Origin of the sequence: Pseudoalteromonas mucoides, from assembly GCF_049257175.1 — a bacterium.
In the GTDB taxonomy this organism is placed as follows: domain Bacteria; phylum Pseudomonadota; class Gammaproteobacteria; order Enterobacterales; family Alteromonadaceae; genus Pseudoalteromonas.
Genome location: NZ_JBMMUC010000023.1, coordinates 18,777 through 37,104 on the forward strand (window position 1 = coordinate 18,777; position 18,328 = coordinate 37,104).

The 18,328-nt window shown below is 40.9% G+C and carries 13 protein-coding genes; 3 read left to right on the forward strand and 10 right to left on the reverse strand.

The window, feature by feature from the left end:
- Positions 1 to 8: 8 nt before the first annotated feature.
- The 4 genes from AAEU30_RS19925 to AAEU30_RS19940 form a co-directional block, all read right to left on the reverse strand.
- The gene (locus AAEU30_RS19925) at positions 9 to 1,460 is read right to left on the reverse strand and encodes a TrkH family potassium uptake protein (protein WP_421962064.1); all 1,452 of its coding nucleotides are present in this window, start codon (positions 1,458 to 1,460) and stop codon (positions 9 to 11) included.
- A gap of 47 nt (positions 1,461 to 1,507) precedes the next feature.
- Entirely contained in the window at positions 1,508 to 2,122 is a 615-nt protein-coding gene (locus AAEU30_RS19930) for a YigZ family protein (RefSeq protein WP_421962065.1), read from the reverse strand.
- A 57-nt stretch (positions 2,123 to 2,179) separates the two neighbouring features.
- On the reverse strand, positions 2,180 to 3,502 hold the full coding sequence (gene pepQ, locus AAEU30_RS19935; RefSeq protein WP_421962066.1) for a Xaa-Pro dipeptidase: 1,323 nt from the start codon (positions 3,500 to 3,502) through the stop codon (positions 2,180 to 2,182).
- An 80-nt stretch (positions 3,503 to 3,582) separates the two neighbouring features.
- Positions 3,583 to 5,469 carry a transglycosylase SLT domain-containing protein gene (locus AAEU30_RS19940; RefSeq protein ID WP_421962067.1) on the reverse strand — a complete coding sequence of 629 codons (1,887 nt, stop codon included), beginning with the start codon at positions 5,467 to 5,469 and terminating at the stop codon, positions 3,583 to 3,585.
- Positions 5,470 to 5,679: 210 nt separating this feature from the next.
- Between AAEU30_RS19940 and fadB the strand changes: the two genes are divergently transcribed.
- From fadB to tusA, 3 genes are all read left to right on the forward strand, one after another.
- A complete protein-coding gene (gene fadB, locus AAEU30_RS19945) occupies positions 5,680 to 7,839 on the forward strand; it encodes a fatty acid oxidation complex subunit alpha FadB (RefSeq protein ID WP_421962068.1) in 2,160 nt (719 codons plus the stop codon).
- Positions 7,840 to 7,843: 4 nt separating this feature from the next.
- Positions 7,844 to 9,013 (forward strand): acetyl-CoA C-acyltransferase FadA, encoded by a 1,170-nt coding sequence (gene fadA, locus AAEU30_RS19950; RefSeq protein ID WP_087533895.1) that lies wholly within the window; start codon positions 7,844 to 7,846, stop codon positions 9,011 to 9,013.
- Between the two features lie 191 nt (positions 9,014 to 9,204).
- Complete coding sequence (gene tusA, locus AAEU30_RS19955; RefSeq protein WP_421962069.1) at positions 9,205 to 9,444, forward strand: sulfurtransferase TusA; 240 nt, start codon at positions 9,205 to 9,207, stop codon at positions 9,442 to 9,444.
- Between the two features lie 34 nt (positions 9,445 to 9,478).
- On the opposite strand, the gene AAEU30_RS19960 is transcribed toward tusA, so the two are convergent.
- From AAEU30_RS19960 to recF, 6 genes are all read right to left on the reverse strand, one after another.
- A complete protein-coding gene (locus tag AAEU30_RS19960) occupies positions 9,479 to 11,098 on the reverse strand; it encodes a KAP family P-loop NTPase fold protein (protein ID WP_421962070.1) in 1,620 nt (539 codons plus the stop codon).
- 72 nt (positions 11,099 to 11,170) lie between these two features.
- Positions 11,171 to 11,620, reverse strand: a complete 450-nt coding sequence (locus AAEU30_RS19965) for an early set domain-containing protein (protein WP_290211139.1) — start codon at positions 11,618 to 11,620, stop codon at positions 11,171 to 11,173.
- Between the two features lie 60 nt (positions 11,621 to 11,680).
- Positions 11,681 to 13,750: a glycine--tRNA ligase subunit beta gene (glyS, locus tag AAEU30_RS19970; RefSeq protein WP_421962071.1), complete on the reverse strand. Its 2,070-nt coding sequence runs from the start codon at positions 13,748 to 13,750 to the stop codon at positions 11,681 to 11,683.
- Positions 13,751 to 13,752: 2 nt separating this feature from the next.
- On the reverse strand, positions 13,753 to 14,652 hold the full coding sequence (gene glyQ, locus AAEU30_RS19975) for a glycine--tRNA ligase subunit alpha (protein WP_421962072.1): 900 nt from the start codon (positions 14,650 to 14,652) through the stop codon (positions 13,753 to 13,755).
- 142 nt (positions 14,653 to 14,794) lie between these two features.
- Complete coding sequence (gene gyrB, locus AAEU30_RS19980) at positions 14,795 to 17,221, reverse strand: DNA topoisomerase (ATP-hydrolyzing) subunit B (RefSeq protein WP_421962073.1); 2,427 nt, start codon at positions 17,219 to 17,221, stop codon at positions 14,795 to 14,797.
- A 12-nt stretch (positions 17,222 to 17,233) separates the two neighbouring features.
- On the reverse strand, positions 17,234 to 18,328 hold the full coding sequence (gene recF / locus AAEU30_RS19985; protein ID WP_087533903.1) for a DNA replication/repair protein RecF: 1,095 nt from the start codon (positions 18,326 to 18,328) through the stop codon (positions 17,234 to 17,236).

Below are 18,328 nucleotides of genomic sequence, written 5' to 3' on the forward strand. Positions count from 1 at the left end.
AGTCTGAACTATCCTCGCCAGAATGTTGGTGTAAACAATACTAATAGCGTAAATATTTCTAATCGACCAAACACCATAGCTATGGTTAATAGCCACTTAGCTGCATCGCTCACGGCACCATAATGACTAGCAACTTCACCAAGCCCTGGCCCTAAGTTATTCAAACAGGCTGCCGTTGCTGAGAAGGCAGTAATGTTATCCATGCCAGTGCCCATCAAGGCTAACATTATGATGACAAACACGAGCGCATAAGCGGAGAAAAACCCCCATACAGCTTCAACAACTTTGTCTGGAAGTGCTTTTCGACCTAACTTTATTGAGTAGATTGCCCGCGGATGCACTAACCGATTAAGCTCACGCACCCCTTGTAAATAAAGTAAGAACACGCGCACAACTTTCATTCCCCCCCCCGTAGAACCCGCGCAACCACCAATAAAACTAGAGAAAATTAACAAGATAGGTAAAAACAATGGCCATGCAGAGAAGGTATCTGTGGCAAACCCTGCGGTGGTACTCATAGATACAGCTTGGAATAAAGCCTGATCCAGGGTTTCATCGCCATTGGCGTAAATGTTATTCGACGACAATACCGTAAAACACACAACAACTAATGCCAATTGAATAAACAAAAACACTTTAAATTCAGGATCTCGAATATAAATTTTTAAGTTTCGGCTCGAAACGGCAGCATAATGAAGCGTAAAATTGATGGCAGCAATAATTAAGAATACCACACAAATAAAGTTAATAAGCGGGCTATCAAAGTGCCCTATTGATGCATCATAAGTGGAAAAACCACCAATCGCTATAGTAGAAAATGCATGGCAAATAGCATCGAACCAATCCATTCCTGCAGCCCAATACGCCAGCATACATGTAATAGTTAACGATACATAAATGTACCAAAGGTGCTTAGCTGTATCAGCTATACGCGGGGTCATTTTTGAGTCTTTAACTGGACCGGGTATTTCAGCTCTGTATAGCTGCATACCACCAACACCAAGCATTGGTAATATAGCAACAGCAAGTACGATGATCCCCATCCCACCGAGCCATTGTAGTTGTTGGCGATAGAATAATACCGACTTAGGTAAATATTCTATGCCTGTTAGAACTGTAGCCCCGGTTGTAGTGAGGCCAGAAAATGCCTCAAACACCGCATCAGCCAGCGATAAGTTGGGCTCTTGTAAGAAAATAAGGGGAATAGAAGCAAACGCTCCTAACACTAACCAAAAAAGCACCACAATTAAAAATCCTTCGCGGGCTTTTAAATCACCATGCTCTTGTCGATTCGGATAATATGCAGTTAAGCCAATAACAACGCTAAAAATAAATGCTAATACAAATGGTACACCACCCCCATCTTTGTAGATGAGCGATACAACCGCTGGCGGCACCATGGTAATACTGAACAGTACAACAAGTTGGCCTAGAATTTTTATTATGGTACGAAATTGCATTTAGCTATCGCTTATTTAGGTATTTTTATTAACTGTTGGTTATTGTCTTACTGTTTAACTTTTAACTCAACCGCACCATGACTCAAATCATAAATATCTTTAATGGCTTGTGCAGCTTCACGGCTATCTATAGTAATAGTCCATTCAATATTAGCAGTAAATTGTTTTTCGATATTAAGTACTTGGTATTTTGTTTTTAATAATTGCTCAATAGCACCTTGAACGCTGTAATCAGTACAACCTGTTAACTCGATACTAGGTACTTTCACCACGGTGTCTAGTTTTGCTAAAGCGTTATTTAAAGAGCCACCGTAAGCACGGACCAAGCCGCCGGTACCCAGCTTAATCCCCCCAAAGTAACGTGTAACAACAGCGGTAACTTCACCTAAACCAGAGCCAACTAAAACATTAAGCATAGGTTTGCCTGCAGTACCATTTGGCTCACCATCATCTGAAAAGCCATATACATGGCTCCCTCCTGGGTTTCCAGCAACATGAGCCCAACAGTTATGTCGAGCATCGGCGTACTTTTCTTCAATATTTTTTATAAATGCTTTGGCAGCAGCTAAATCCGGGGTGTGTGCAATATGCACAATAAACGTGCTTTTTTTTATTTCTTCTTGATGAAACACATCATCTGCAGGGTATTTGTATTCTGACATATTTTACTTAACCAAAAAAATGGGGCCAACAGGCCCCTTCTCTCGCTAGCTTACAACTTAATCTAAGTGTAAATCGCGCGTCATATTCTCTAAGCTATCTTCGTGTACGATGATGTTATCTTCTATACGAATACCGCCAAATGGTTTAAACGCTTCAACTTTTTCCCAGTTAATAAACTGTTTGTTGTCAGTTTGCGCTAAATCACCTAGCAGTGAGTCAATAAAGTATAATCCAGGTTCAATGGTAAACACTTGGTTCTTTTCAATTAAGCGAGTGCATCGTAAGAACGGGTGCCCTTCTGGTGGCGCTTGATGGGCGCCTTTCTCATCTGCCATAAAACCGCCCATATCATGAACTTGCAAGCCAAGATGGTGGCCAAGCCCATGCGGGAAGAAGGTAGATGTAATACCGCGCTCAACAATTTCAGCAGCTGGTAGCTTAACGATATTAAAATCACTTAATACCTGTGCCACACGTTGATGGCAATCAAGGTGTAACTCACCGTACAATAAGCCTGGCTTTAAGGCGTTGCCTAAGGCAATTTGATGCTCAGTCATAACCTTAACCAAATCTGCAAATTCACCTGACTTTTTAAAGTCATAAGTACGGGTAATATCTGCGGCATAACCATTAAAGTTAGCACCAGCATCAATTAAAAATGATTTATGCTCTTTAGGTGCTACTGGGTCAAAGTGCGTATAATGCAAAATAGCGCAATTTTCGTTAAGTGCAACAATGTTGCCATACGGCATCTCATTTTCACTTTGACGTGTTGCGATTAAATAGGCTTGTTGAATATCAAACTCAGAGCCACCAGCAAAAAAAGCATCACGCGCTGCTTTATGACCATCTACCGCGATACGGTTTGCTTGGCGTAAACATTCAAGCTCGTATTGTGTTTTATAAGCACGATGATAGTTAAGATAGTTTATAACCGGCTCTGGGTTCATAACGCTAAAGCCAAGCGCTTGCGCTACTTCGAGATATTCCCCGATATAAGCGAACTTTTCTTTATCATACGGTAATAACTTCTCAACCTGATCAGGCTTTAAAAGAAGTTCAATATCAAAGTAATCAGCCCAAAAATCTCGTGGTTCATCAGGAACTTTGTGCCAAAAATCAACCGGACGATAAAAGATAAGCTTTGGCTTATCACTGCCATTGACCACAATCCAACAATGAGGGTTATCGATGACCGGTAACCAAGCTTTAAAATGAGGATTAACTTTAAACGGGTAATACATGTCGTCTAAAAACTGGCGTTTAGCTTGGCCCGAATGAATCACTAAACCTTCTAAACCTTCACGATCAATAATAGTACGCGTACGCTGTTGCAGTGTTGCAATATGTTCGGCGTATGAAACGGCTAATTTATCCATAGTAAACCCATCTGTTAAATTTAACTTGTGCGAGAGTCTACCATAGACTCATATAACGGCCAAAGCGTACCTAAATAAGGTTAACCGCCCATTTTCATGTCGAGTATTGGCTCGAGTATATTACCCTCTCGCCCTAAACGTGTGTGATACACCTGACGATAAGCAAATACATTTTTAACGTAATTACGGGTTTCACGATACGGGATCAACTCTACCCATAATTCTGCAGGCATAGCTTCATCAGGTAGCCAGCGTTTTATACGATGATATCCAGCATTATATGATGCTGTAGCAAGCACTTCGTTGCCATTGTTTTTCTTTTTTAAGTACTCTAAATACTGAGTGCCTAAACGAATATTGGTTTTTGGTTGATTAAGCCGCGTACTCGATACAGTGCTTTTGTTTACGTATTTTGCTGTGCTAGGTAGTAACTGCATTAAACCACGTGCATTAGCATGAGAACGCGCGTCGGGTGCAAATGAACTTTCGCGACGCGATATCGCGATGCTCCAAGTAACATCTATGCGGTTACGTTTACTATAGCGTTCAAATAAGTCTTGAAATGCAAACGGAAAACGCAGCTCAACATAATCCCACGCTTTAATTTGCGCTAAGGTATAAATAGTGCTGTCGTACCAATCAAGTTCAGCTGCAAGCTTTGACGCTGCCAACTTTTCTTGCTCGCTTGAAGTACGTGTTAAATAGTTCCACTCACGTCTTGCCGAAGTAAAGCGCTCTAATTCATAAAGCGCTTTGGCACGTTTAAAACCAGGTGCTTGTGCAACCTCGGCCACTAACCCATCGCTGACCTGCAGAGGCTGATTGTTTAATTGCACCGGTATATTTAACCTTGCTGCAGCTAAAAACCCATAATAATCACGCTCTTTCGCCACGGTTTGCCAAATCGCATTGGCTCGTTCTTTATCACCGCGCTGCGCTAAACTATAAGCCAGCCAATATTGCTGACCCAGACTAAGGTTTTCTTTACCTGTAAAAAACGCCACAATGCCCGACCAATCTTGAGCTTTTAACATATTACCCAATTGCCACTGCATTAATTTACGATCTTGACGTTCCTTAGGCACTTTATTTAACCAAAACCGTGCTTGTTCATGGCCACTCGATGCTAGGGATAAAGCAAAGGTATAATATACATCGGCCTTTTGCTCATCAGTATAAGCAAACATTTTATCAAGCTTTTCCCATGCTTTTAGTGCCAAACCTCTGTCACGCCAAACCAATCGCTTTACACCATAGTGAGCAATTTCGCTTTCTTTAACAGTTTTATTCTTATACCGATAAAGCCCTGCAGCGGCACTTGGATCACTACGTACTTTTTTGTATAAGTCAGCTAAATACTGTTCATTCTTCGGGAGTAAGGTTTTTAAATACGGGAGTAAATTCCTGTCGCCACCTTGAGCTGCTAAAGTAACACGCTGCCAAACACGATCTTGGTTCAAATAGCCTTTTTTGCTCCACAAGCTAAATAACGAGTCACACTCATTTGGTTGTGACTTACCTACCACCCATAAATCACTGACTTGGCTTAAAATTGCTTTTTCCGGCGCACCTAAATCAAGTTGATATTGCAAATAAGTACAGGTGAGTTCGTTATTAGACGTTTTACGGTAATTATTTATGTAAGCAGCTTTGCGATCATGTTTACGTAAATATTGTAGCCAAGCTTTACGCACGGGCCATTCAAGAGGTGTATTTTGATAGACCGTTAAATAGTTTTCGATCTCTGTTTGATACTTCACACTTGGATGTCGCTGCCAATAGGTTTTCTCGATATACGGCTTAAGTGGATGATCCAAGTTATTAATGACGTCTTGAAATTCTTTATAGCCGCTATAACGTACTTTTTTCTCAGCGTCTAAAAACGCGTCATGTTTGTCGTTGGCTTCGGCAGAAAAAAAAGGGAGAAATAATGCTGCTGCCGTCCAACCTAATAAATGTTTTTTCATGATGACCTTTATAATTAAAAGCACTCAAAAATAAAAATATAAATTCTGTTTATAACTTCAACTACACCTTAGCACCAAACCAGCTATATTTTAACCAGTAGTAAGGCACCACAGTAAATTTTTCGTTGCATTTTTTATTTAAAGCAAGCACACTGATTGAAATGCAAACTCATCGTACCAGTCTTAGTTCACACACTAGGGAGAATAATAATGTTATATAAGAGCGATTCCTTTGAAGTTGCTTTCATCAAGGATAATATCGCCGAGTTCAAATTTTGTGTTGCAGGTTCTGTAAACACTTTGTCTCAGCAAACCTTGAAAGATTGCGCTTCTGCATTAAAAGAATTAGCAGCAAATAATGATATCAAAGGCATGATTTTTACCAGTGATAAAGACCACTTTATTATTGGCGCCGATATTTTCGAATTTTTACCAACGTTTACTAAACCAGAAGCTGAATTAGTAACATGGATCAAAGATGCCACTGATGTATTTGACGCTTTAGAAGATTTACCATTCCCAACGCTAAGCGTGATAAACGGCTTAGCACTTGGCGGCGGCTGTGAGTGGGTACTTGCTACCGATTATCGCGTTGCCAGTACTACGGCTAAAATTGGCCTTCCAGAAGTTAAACTTGGTATTATGCCTGGTTTTGGTGGCACAGTTCGTCTACCACGTATCGTAGGTGCTGATAATGCGATGCTGTGGATCACTTCTGGCACAGAAAACCGCGCTGCAGATGCCCTTAAAGTTGGTGCAATTGACGCAATAGTTAGTGCTGACAAACTTTTAGAGTCAAGCATTTCAACACTTGAACTAGCTATCTCTGGAAAGTTAGATTGGCAAGCAAAGCGTAATGTTAAGCTACAACCGCTTAAACTAAACCGCGTTGAGCAAGGCATGAGCTTTGCAATGGCTGAAGGTATGGTTATGGGTAAAACCAAAGGCCACTATCCTGCACCAGTTATGGCTGTTCGCACTATTAAAGCAGCGGCTAACTGTACTCGCGATGAAGCAATGGCAATCGAAAACGCTAACTTTGCAAAACTAGCTCGTACACCAGAAGCAGCAGCACAAACAGGTATTTTCCTTGCTGATCAATACATCAAAGGTAAAGCACGTAAATCAGCTAAAACCAGCGATGTTGAAATCAAGCAAGCCGCTGTATTAGGCGCAGGCATCATGGGTGGCGGCATCGCTTACCAATCTGCGTATAAAGGCACGCCTATTATAATGAAAGACATCCAACAGGATGCGCTTGATTTAGGTATGGGTGAAGCATCTAAACTATTAGGTGCTAAAGTGAAGCGCGGCCACATGGCAATGGATAAAATGGTTGCCACATTAGGTAAAATTAAGCCAACTCTAAATGATAGCGACTTACAAAGTGCAGATATCATTGTTGAAGCCGTTGTTGAAAACCCTAAAGTTAAGCAAGCTGTGCTATCGCAACTTGAAAAAGACATGCCAGAAGGCACCGTGCTTACATCTAATACCTCAACTATTCGTATTGATGAATTAGCAACTGCGCTAGAAAAGCCTGAAAACTTCTGTGGTATGCACTTCTTTAACCCAGTGCCTAAAATGCCACTTGTAGAAATTATTCGCGGCGAAAAAACGTCTGAGCAAACAATTAATGCAGTGGTAGATTACGCATTAAAATTAGGTAAATCACCGATTGTTGTTAACGATTGCCCAGGCTTCTTTGTTAACCGTGTTTTATTCCCTTACTTTGCAGGCTTTAGCAAGCTCGTTGTTGAAGGCGCTAACTTTGCTAAAGTAGATAAAGTAATGGAAAGCGTATTTGGTTGGCCTATGGGCCCAGCCTACTTACTAGATGTTGTGGGTATCGATACAGCTTATCATTGTACTGGCGTAATGGCTGACGGTTTCCCTGAGCGTATGTCTCGTCAAGAAAAAGATCCTGTTACCGTATTTGCCAACGAAAAACGTTTTGGTCAAAAGAACAAAGCAGGCTTCTACCAATACGCACCAGACCGCCGTGGTCGCTTGAAAAAAGCTCAAGACCCACAGGCTGTTGAGTTACTTAGCTCAATCACTGATGCACCAAAAGAATTTGATAAACAAGAAATTATTGACCGCTGTATGGTGCCAATGATTAACGAAGTACTCCTTTGTTTACAAGAAGGCATTGTTGCTTCGCCACAAGAAGCAGATATGGCGCTTATTTACGGTATCGGTTTCCCTCCATTTAGAGGCGGCGCGTTCCGTTACTTAGATCAAACTGGTTTAGCTAACTTTGTTGCAACAGCAGACAAGTACGCTCATCTAGGTGCGATTTACCAAGTATCAGAGCAAACTCGCCAATGGGCTGAAGAAGGCCGTGTTTTCTATAAGGTGGAAGGTTAATATCATGAATAATCCAGTAATTGTAGATTGTATCCGCACACCAATGGGTCGCTCAAAGGGCGGCGTATTCAAACACAAGCGTGCGGAAGACTTAAGCGCTCACTTAATGAAGGGCTTACTAGAACGTAACCCTGCCGTTGATCCAGCATCAATTGATGATATTTATTGGGGTTGTGTACAACAAACTTTAGAGCAAGGCTTTAACGTTGCTCGTAACGCATCATTACTTGCCGGTATTCCGCATTCAGTACCAGCAACGACAGTAAACCGCTTATGTGGCTCATCTATGCAAGCATTGCATGACGCTGCTCGCGCTATTATGACTGGCGCTGGTGACACTTACCTCATTGGTGGTGTTGAGCACATGGGCCACGTACCTATGACACACGGTAATGACTTTCACCCAGGCTTAGCAACATCAATTGCACAAGCGTCTGGTTCAATGGGTTTAACTGCAGAGTACCTTGCTACTATTCACGGCATTAGCCGTCAGCAGCAAGATGAATTTGCTTACCGTTCACACCAGCGTGCACACGCTGCAACTGTTGAAGGACGTTTTCGTCGTGAAATTCTCGCAATGGAAGGCCACGATGCAGATGGCTCATTAATTCTTGTTGAAGACGACGAAGTAATTCGCCCTGAAACAACAGTAGAAGGCCTATCGCAGCTACGTCCAGTATTTAACCCTGCTACTGGCTCTGTTACTGCTGGTACTTCTTCAGCACTTTCTGACGGCGCATCAGCAATGCTAGTAATGAGCGAAGAAAAAGCCAAAGCATTGGGCCTACCAATTCGTGCTCGTGTTAAAGCAATGGCGGTTGCAGGTTGTGATCCATCAATCATGGGTTACGGCCCAGTACCAGCAAGTAAAAAAGCACTTGCACAAGCGGGTATCACTATTGATGACATCGACGTTGCTGAACTTAACGAAGCATTCGCAGCACAATCATTACCTGTATTAAAAGACTTAGGTCTTGCAGATGTGGTTGATGAAAAAGTGAATCTAAATGGCGGCGCAATTGCACTTGGACACCCGCTTGGTTGTTCAGGTTCGCGTATTAGCACGTCACTTATTCACTTAATGGAAGACAAAAACGCAAAATATGGTTTAGCTACTATGTGTATTGGTTTAGGCCAAGGCATCGCAACTGTATTTGAACGTGTACAAGACTAATTAGCTTATACACGTAACCAACTCTTGGTGATAAAAGGCCGCGCTGATTTATAAATCAACGCGGCTTTTTTTATATGCTGTGCTTTGTAGCTTAAAAAGCATAACTGAAGTGACTTTATTTATTGCAGCGAGGTCGTTAAACTAGCAGCCTTAAATTAATCGTTAAGCGCCACTTGATAAAGGTCACCGCCATGAGTTTTGATAATCCCGATCACCAATTAGACGCCATCGGCCTTCGCTGTCCAGAGCCTGTCATGATGATCCGTGGTGCGGTACGCAAAATGGCTGAAGGCGAAACCTTACTGATCATCGCAGATGACCCCTCAACCACCCGCGACATCCCCAGCTTCTGCACGTTCATGGATCACACGTTGGTGGCTAAAGAAGTTGATGCAGTGCCGTATCGGTATTTGGTGAAGAAAGGGTTGTAAGAGCTATTAGCTATCAGCTATCAGCTATCAGCTATCAGCTATCAGCAAATTTACTCGTTAAGCCAATTAGGTTCAAGTAATCATTCACTGTAAAACTACTTAATCCGAAGAACGTCATTTGTGCTTCTAACAGCTGGTAGTCATGTATAGCCCCACTCCCATCATAACCAAACGTATTCATATAGCCTCGTTTTATAGCTTTATCGCCCCTGTTTAAAACGCTTTGAAAACTCAAAAAATAAGTTAAAAGATCAATATCTGAAAAGTTGATTTTAAGATTCATCAAACTTGCTTTTTCATAATTTTCTAGTTTTAGTAATTGGTTTATACCATCTAGCTTCTCTGCTGCAAAAAGCATTTCTTTTAGGTACTTAGGTAAATTTAGTTGTTTGGAGGAAAGCTTTAAATCTGTAACCCTAGGATTTATTTCAAATCGTTGTTCATCAAAAATGCTGCACATATAGTCATATTGAGGTTTATTGAACATATATAAACAAAGTAAAACTAGCAGGACTAAAATATCTACTGTTTTCTCTTCGCCAATTAACTCTATACTTGTAAGTAATCTATTTGCTAATTGTATAGCTGACCTAGGCGCTAAATTTTGCCAATTCGAAATATCAGCAATAAGAGATGATAACTGTCTTTTTATATCATCACCTTGAGATAAAAGCGGAAACAGTAAAATACTTTTTTGTTCAAGATAGTGATTATCAAATACAGTAAAATCACAATTTGCTTCTAGTAAACTGGCAGAAATCCCAACATCTAGATGATACTTTGTATCGAAGAAGCGCCTTAAATAATTATCAGCATTAAAATCGTTTCCATATAAAGCTTTTATTGTGTGCTGAAGCTCTTCTGTGTGTGTTGAAACAACTATTACTAACCCTTCAATATCGAATATATGCTTTATGGCCTCAAGCATTTCTACTGCATAAATTGGACGGCAGCGATCTAACTCATCAATAAAAATGAATGCAGGGTAATCACGATCTGTTGCTCGCAGTCCATTTTTAGGTTTTTCAATTGAGTATTTAACTAACTCTTTTATTGTTACTTTTAGTTCTTTTACGCCTTTTTTATAATCACTGTGCTCTTTAAATGCTTGGGTCGTCATAGCTTCCATTGCTGCTGATAAATCTAATGACTTATTGTTTTGTGTTGATGATGTAGCATCTGTGTCAGAGCTTTCTTCAACAAATAAATCTTCAATATCAAACCCACCATAGCGTTTAACTAATGCTGCTAAGATTTTAGGTAATACTGATATGCCAATATTCTTAAAGCTTTTTCTTTTGGCTTGAGTTAAATGACTTTTGTTGATTGTTTCTAAAAGTTGCTCTTGTATTTCAGCAAGGACGGTAATAATGGGTGAATCCATAAAGTCATTTGACCAAGCATCTATATACACTACAGGATGCTCGTGCTTTAAGTCTTCAGCCCAACGTTTTACAAAGTAAGTTTTACCTGCCCCCCATTCAGCATTAACGTTAATTACATAAGAAGATTTATTAGGTTTTTCTCTATTCGAGTTTGAGCGGCGAATAAGAACTTTAGCTAGAAGTTCAGCGTCTTGCTTTCTATTTAACTGATCTGCAGGATAAGTAACACCGTTAATTTTTATTTCTTCATTCCATTTCTTAGTATTCATTCTAACGTCCTTGTCACTCATCTATAAGTTCACTCGGGCAACTGAAAGCTGACGGCTTATAGCTTACAGCTCTTACTTCTTGGTTATCGTCACTTTTGGTTCATCGTAATTACGATAATCGATACTAACTATATAGCTGCCTTTAATTGCTGGGGTGAAGCTGAAGTAATTATAGATGGTATTACAGTCGGCAATAGCGGCTTGGCCAAGTACTAATGACTGCCCTGCTGGTGCGGCTTCACTGTAACCACAATTGTAGCCTTCGCTAAAGTCGGCATCGGCAATTTTAAATTCGTATACTTTACCAGGTGTTGAAAACTTAACATTGGCTTGGTAAATCGCGGGAGCAACTTGTTCAAACTGATATTGTGGCTCTGCGTCCCATAAGGTGAAATCGCCTCGTAGGTACATGGTTTTATCTAGCTCTTTACTAGGTAGTACGTCATCAATGCTAGGGAGTTGGACCTGACTCGAACATGCGGTTAATAAGCTAACTACCGCAAGCGTTAAAATACGTTTCATAGGTTAACCTCTAAGACAAAAAAGCCAGCATAGCTGCTGGCTTTTTAAGCTACGCTGAACTTACTTCTGCAGTACAGAAATATCAGCAATATCTAAAAATAAGCCACTTAATTGGCTTAACAGTGCTAAACGATTTTGCTTAACTGCTTCATCGTCTGCCATTACCATCACGTTATCAAAGAAATTATCTACACTTTCGCGGATACCCGCTAATTGCGCTAATGCTTCTTGATAATCGCCAGCGGCGTATAAAGGTGCGAGATCAGTTGCGAACTTAGCAACCTGTGAAGCGAGAACTTTTTCAGCATCATCGCTTAATAGGCTCTCATCAACCTTACCTTGGCTCGTAATATCATTCTTAGCAAGAATATTACTTACACGCTTATTAGCTGCTGCAAGTGCTTCTGCGGCATCTAAAGTGCGGAAATGGCTTACCGCTTTAACGCGGCGGTCAAAATCAACAGGCTTAGTCGGGCGACGTGCAAGTACCGCTTGAATAACATCAACTTGAATGCCTTCATCTTGATACCAAGCGCGGAAGCGACCAAGCATAAACTCAAACACATCAGTCGACACATTTAAGTTAGTTAGCTTTTCGCCAAATAAGCTTTGTGATTTAGCAACTAAGTCTAAGATATCTAATGGCAGCTCTTTCTCTACCATGATACGTAACGCACCAATCGCTGCACGGCGAAGTGCAAACGGGTCTTTATCGCCTTTTGGCGCTTGGCCAATTCCGAAGATACCCACTAGCGTGTCAAACTTATCAGCAATGGCAACCGCACAGCTGATTAAGTTTGTTGGTAAACTGTCGCCTGCAAAGCGCGGCATGTACTGCTCATTTTGCGCAATGGCTACGTCTTCGGCTTCACCGTCATGACGTGCGTAATGCATGCCCATAACACCTTGTACGTCAGTAAATTCCATCACCATTTCGGTCATTAAGTCTGTTTTACTTAATAAGCCAGCACGCTCTGCGAGTGCTTTATCTGCACCAAGTTGCTCAGCAATGTAACCGGCAAGTGCTGCAATACGCTCAGATTTATCTTTTAGCGTGCCCAGTTGCTTTTGGAACAATACGCTATCTAGAGATTCTAAGCGGCTTTCTAGAGTTTTCTTTTTGTCTGTTTCAAAGAAGAACTGCGCATCTGCTAAACGTGGGCGCACTACTTTTTCGTTACCCGCAATAACAACACTTGGGTTTTTGCTTTCAATGTTTGAAACAAACAAAAACTTGTTAAGTAGCTTGCCATCTTGATCTAGTAACGGGAAGTATTTTTGGTCGTCTTTCATGGTGTAGATCAGCGCTTCTGCTGGTACATCTAAAAACGCCTCTTCGAAAGTTGCGGTCAGGGTAACTGGCCACTCAACTAAAGAAGTTACTTCTTCAAGTAAATCTTCGTCCATCGCAACCACGGCATTAACTGCTTTTGCTGCTGCTTCAATTTGGCTGCGAATTTGTGCTTTACGTTCCTCATAATCGGCAATAACGTGTGCAGATTTTAGTACGTCAAAAACATCGTCAGCATGGTTAATGCTAATTTTTTCTGGATGATGAAAGCGATGACCTTGAAGCTGGTTATTAATAGCTTTACCTAGTACTTCGCCTTCAATTAGCTTATCGCCAAACAAAATAGTGGCTGTATGCACAGGACGAATAAATTGTGTTTTATTCGCGCCCCAACGCATTGGCTTTGGAATTGGCAGTTTCGCTAACGCCTTATTTACTACGTCGTTTAATAAAGCGGTGGTTTCTTTACCTGCTACTTTAGCAATATGTAATAACCATGCGCCTTTATCTGTTTCAAGCGTTTGCGCGTCTTTTACATCAATACCACAACCGCGCGCCCAACCCATGGCCGCTTTAGTTGGGTTACCTTCGCTGTCAAATGCAGCTTTTGTTGCAGGTCCGCGTTTTTCAACTTCTTTATCCTGCTGTTTGGCTTCAAGCGCTGTCACTTGTAAACCTAAACGACGTGGTGATGCATACCATTTCACACCTTGATGAGCTAACTCTAGCCCCTCAAGTTCTGCTGTTAGGTTTTCAGCAAATGCTTCTGCTAATTTACGCAGTGCTTTTGGTGGTAGCTCTTCTGTGCCAATTTCTACTAATAAGTTTTGTGCTGACATGGTTAATCCTTACAAAGCGGGAAGCCAAGGGCTTCGCGTGCATCATAATAACTTTGTGCACATGCTTTAGATAATGCACGAACACGTAATATATAACGTTGGCGTTCTGTCACAGAAATCGCGTGACGAGCATCCAATAAGTTAAATGCGTGCGATGCTTTCATTACTTGCTCATAAGCAGGTAATGGTAAGCCTGCTTCAATTAGCTTTTGGCTCTCGGCTTCACATTTATCAAACTGCTCAAATAAATCGGCTACGTTTGCGTGTTCAAAGTTATAAGTTGATTGCTCTACTTCGTTTTGGTGAAAAACGTCACCATAAGTAACGCGTCCCATTGGACCATCAGCCCAAACCAGATCGTAAATACTGTCTACGCCCTGAATATACATAGCTAAACGCTCAAGGCCGTAAGTAATTTCGCCGGTCACAGGTGAACACTCTATGCCACCTACTTGTTGAAAGTAAGTGAATTGCGTTACTTCCATACCGTTTAACCAGATTTCCCAACCTAGACCCCATGCACCTAACGTAGGTGACTCCCAGTTGTCTTCTACGAAGCGCACTTCATCAGTTAGCGTATCAATGCCTACAGCAGCTAAAGAGCCTAAGTAAAGCTCTTGGATGTTCTCTGGTGATGGCTTTAACACTACTTGAAATTGGTAGTAATGTTGTAATCGGTTAGGGTTTTCACCGTAACGACCATCAGTAGGACGGCGACACGGTTGTACGTATGCGCTAGACATTGGTTCAGGACCAATAGACTTTAAGAATGTTTGTGGGTGGAATGTACCTGCGCCAACTTCCATATCGAGTGGCTGAATAATGACACAACCTTGCTGTGCCCAGTAATCCTGTAAAGCCAGGATCAAACCTTGAAAGGTTTTAACGTCATATTTTTGCATATTTGGCTTTTAGTATCTGCTGTGATGTAGCGTGAAAATTACCCTCAGTATACCTTGTGCGTAGTCATGTTTTAAGCAGTTTGTGCAATTGCAGCCAATAAAAAAGGAGCCATAAGGCTCCTTTTTTTATTCTCAACGAGAATTAAACATCTAGATTAACTACGCGTAGTGCGTTTGTTTCGATAAACTCACGACGAGGCTCTACTTGGTCACCCATCAATGTTGCGAATAATTGGTCAGCACCAACAGCATCTTCAATGGTTACTTGCAGCATACGGCGAGCATCAGGGTCCATTGTAGTTTCCCACAGTTGACTTGGGTTCATTTCGCCAAGTCCTTTATAGCGTTGAATATAGATCCCACGCTTAGACTCTGCAATCAACCAATCCAATGCATCCACAAAGTTATCAACAGCTTTTGTTTTTTCACCACGTTGGATATATGCACCTTCAGAGATGATATTTGCAATGTTTTTACCTGTTACGGCAATACGTTGGTAATCTCTTGATGTAATAAAGTCATAATGTAATACGTGAGCTTTATCCACACCATGCTGACGAATATTCACAACTGGGTAATATAAATTACGCTCAGCATCGTACTCAGTACCGGCATGGAAAATTGTTGCATCTTCGTCACGCTCGATTAAGTCATCAACAAGCTCTTTTGTCCACGCGATTACTTTCTCTTCATCAGCAAGCTGCTCAGCTTTTAGTTCGCTTTGGTAAATCAAACGATTCATAACCGTGTTCGGGTATTTACGTTTTAAACGCTCAATCACTTTAACTGTATTTTGGTAATCGTGAACAATACTTTCAAGTGCTTCACCTTCAAGCGCTGACGCATCAGCACTGGTGTAAAGTGCTGCACCATTTAGCGCTAACGATGTTAGGTAATCAACTAATGCTGGATCATCTTTAATATATCGCTCTTGCTTACCTTTTTTCACTTTATAAAGTGGAGGCTGAGCAATGTAGATATAACCGCGCTCGACAATTTCAGGCATTTGACGATAGAAAAAGGTTAGTAACAATGTACGAATGTGAGAACCATCGACGTCGGCATCGGTCATGATAATGATACGATGATAACGTAATTTTTCAGGGTTGTATTCGTCACGACCAATACCACAACCTAATGCAGTGATCAGTGTCGCTACTTCTTGCGAAGATAACATTTTATCAAAACGTGCTTTTTCAACGTTTAAGATTTTACCTTTGAGCGGAAGAATCGCTTGATTCTTACGGTTACGACCCTGCTTGGCTGAACCGCCAGCTGAGTCACCCTCCACTATATATAGTTCAGATTGTGCAGGATCTTTTTCTTGGCAGTCAGCTAGTTTACCCGGCAAACCGGCTAAATCCATAGCACCTTTACGACGAGTCATTTCACGTGCTTTACGTGCAGCTTCACGTGCGCGTGCCGCATCAATAATTTTACCAACAACGATTTTTGCATCCATTGGGTTTTCTAATAAAAACTCAGTGAATTTTTCAGCCATTGCTTGTTCAACTGCAGACTTAACTTCGCTAGATACTAGCTTATCTTTTGTTTGCGATGAGAATTTTGGATCAGGAACTTTAACGCTAACAACTGCAGTTAAGCCTTCACGAGCATCATCACCCGTCGCATTACTGGTTGTTTTAGCTTTCTTGTTAAAGCCTTCTTTTTCCATATAGTTATTAAGCGTACGAGTTAGCGCAGATCTAAAGCCCGCTAAGTGAGTACCACCATCACGCTGTGGAATGTTATTTGTGAAACAGTATATGTTCTCTTGGAATGCATCATTCCACTGCATTGATACTTCAACGCTAATACCATCTTCTTCACGTTCGTGAGTAAAATGGAAAACACCTTTATGTACTGGGTTTTTATTACGATTTAGATATTCAACAAACGCTTGAATACCCCCTTCGTATTTGAAGTGATCTGATTTATTTTCTTCTCGCTCATCCGTTAAGATGATGCTCACACCTGAATTCAAGAATGATAATTCGCGTAAACGTTTAGCTAAAATATCATAATGGAAATCTAAGTTAGTGAACGTCTCAGCACTTGGCCAAAAGCGTAACTCAGTACCTGAGCTATCAGAGTCACCAATAACAGCTAATGGTGCATCTGGTACACCCATGGTGTAAGTCTGCTCGTGTAATTTGCCTTCACGGCGAATAGTTAGTTTTAGTTTTTCAGACAATGCATTTACAACAGAAACACCAACACCGTGTAAGCCACCTGATACTTTATAAGAGTTATCATCAAACTTACCACCGGCATGAAGTACTGTCATAATAACTTCAGCAGCAGATACACCTTCTTCTTCATGGATTGAAGTTGGAATACCACGACCGTTATCTCGAACAGAGACTGAACCGTCTAAATGAATTGTGACAAAGATGTCATCACAGTGGCCAGCTAAGGCTTCATCAATAGAGTTATCAACGACCTCAAACACCATATGGTGTAAGCCTGTGCCATCATCGGTGTCCCCTATATACATTCCAGGACGCTTTCTTACTGCGTCTAATCCTTTTAGTACTTTAATACTCGACGAATCGTAATTCTCAGACATGGTTAATCCCACTTATCTTGTTATTAGGTTGCCATGTTTCACGTGGAACATTTGTAGTTCTCGTTGCATGGGTTCCACCACAGCAGAAATACTTTCAGACTCAATTGCAGAGATAAATATTTGAGAGTTACAGTGCGACAATAATTGGCCGACCTTCTCTTTTGTATCTTCTCCGAGCTCTGAAGGTAAATCATCTATTAGCAATATAGATTGCTTTTCAGTCTCTGATTCAATCAAACTATTTTGCGTTACTTTTAACGCATAAAGCAATAGCTTCAATTGACCGCGGGAAAATGTATTTTCAACACTATTACCAGAGACACTAAAATTAAAATCGGCCTTATGTGGGCCTTTACTTGTAAAACCTTGGCGGCTATCGCGTTCAAAGTTTTGTTCAAGGGCGTCGCTTAAAGACTCAGTCTCTTTCCAGCCAGCTTGATAGTTTATTTCTAAATCGCTTATAAGCGTTAAGTCTGCACACATTTTATCAAAAAACTGCTGCTTAAACCTACTTATATACGCAATTCTTAAAGTATTTATTTGTTCTGCCAGTCTAACAAATTCTTTATCCCAAAACCTAATTTGGTCAAAATAATTTCTTGGTTTACTTTTCAATAATGCATTACGTTGTTTTAATACTTTATTGAATGATTGCCATAAATAAAAAAAGTCTTGTTCCACGTGGAACAATCCCAAATCTAAAAATTTACGGCGCTCTTTTGGGCCACCAAAAAATAAAGAGTAGCTTTCAGGTGTAATAACCTGAACAGGCATGAGTTGTGCGAGCTCAGAGACTCTGCGGCTAGTTTTACCTTGAATCTTAAGCTCGGTATCACCATTTAAGCTTTTGCTGATACCGATAGGTATAGACAAGTTATAAAGCGATTTTCTACCATGAATTGTAAACTTACTTTGCTGGTGCTTTATAATGCTTTTATGTTTAGGTGTACGAAATGATTTGCCATGAGAAAGGTAATAAATAGCCTCTAAAAGGCTGGTTTTTCCACTGCCATTTTCACCGTAAATTACATTGATACCGTTTACTGGCTCTAATGTAAGCGCCTCAACATTTCTAAAATCATTGAGGCTTAAATGACTTAAACTCAT

What these genes read in the sequence shown, in the direction of transcription:
- AAEU30_RS19960 (WP_421962070.1), bottom strand. Translation starts at nt 11,098, where the DNA reads ATGAATACTAAGAAATGGAATGAAGAAATAAAAATTAACGGTGTTACT.
- pepQ (WP_421962066.1), bottom strand. Translation starts at nt 3,502, where the DNA reads ATGGATAAATTAGCCGTTTCATACGCCGAACATATTGCAACACTGCAA.
- fadA (WP_087533895.1), top strand. Translation starts at nt 7,844, where the DNA reads ATGAATAATCCAGTAATTGTAGATTGTATCCGCACACCAATGGGTCGC.
- AAEU30_RS19965 (WP_290211139.1), bottom strand. Translation starts at nt 11,620, where the DNA reads ATGAAACGTATTTTAACGCTTGCGGTAGTTAGCTTATTAACCGCATGT.
- recF (WP_087533903.1), bottom strand. Translation starts at nt 18,328, where the DNA reads ATGAGTTTAAGTCATTTAAGCCTCAATGATTTTAGAAATGTTGAGGCG.
- AAEU30_RS19930 (WP_421962065.1), bottom strand. Translation starts at nt 2,122, where the DNA reads ATGTCAGAATACAAATACCCTGCAGATGATGTGTTTCATCAAGAAGAA.
- glyS (WP_421962071.1), bottom strand. Translation starts at nt 13,750, where the DNA reads ATGTCAGCACAAAACTTATTAGTAGAAATTGGCACAGAAGAGCTACCA.
- gyrB (WP_421962073.1), bottom strand. Translation starts at nt 17,221, where the DNA reads ATGTCTGAGAATTACGATTCGTCGAGTATTAAAGTACTAAAAGGATTA.
- AAEU30_RS19925 (WP_421962064.1), bottom strand. Translation starts at nt 1,460, where the DNA reads ATGCAATTTCGTACCATAATAAAAATTCTAGGCCAACTTGTTGTACTG.
- AAEU30_RS19940 (WP_421962067.1), bottom strand. Translation starts at nt 5,469, where the DNA reads ATGAAAAAACATTTATTAGGTTGGACGGCAGCAGCATTATTTCTCCCT.
- glyQ (WP_421962072.1), bottom strand. Translation starts at nt 14,652, where the DNA reads ATGCAAAAATATGACGTTAAAACCTTTCAAGGTTTGATCCTGGCTTTA.
- tusA (WP_421962069.1), top strand. Translation starts at nt 9,205, where the DNA reads ATGAGTTTTGATAATCCCGATCACCAATTAGACGCCATCGGCCTTCGC.
- fadB (WP_421962068.1), top strand. Translation starts at nt 5,680, where the DNA reads ATGTTATATAAGAGCGATTCCTTTGAAGTTGCTTTCATCAAGGATAAT.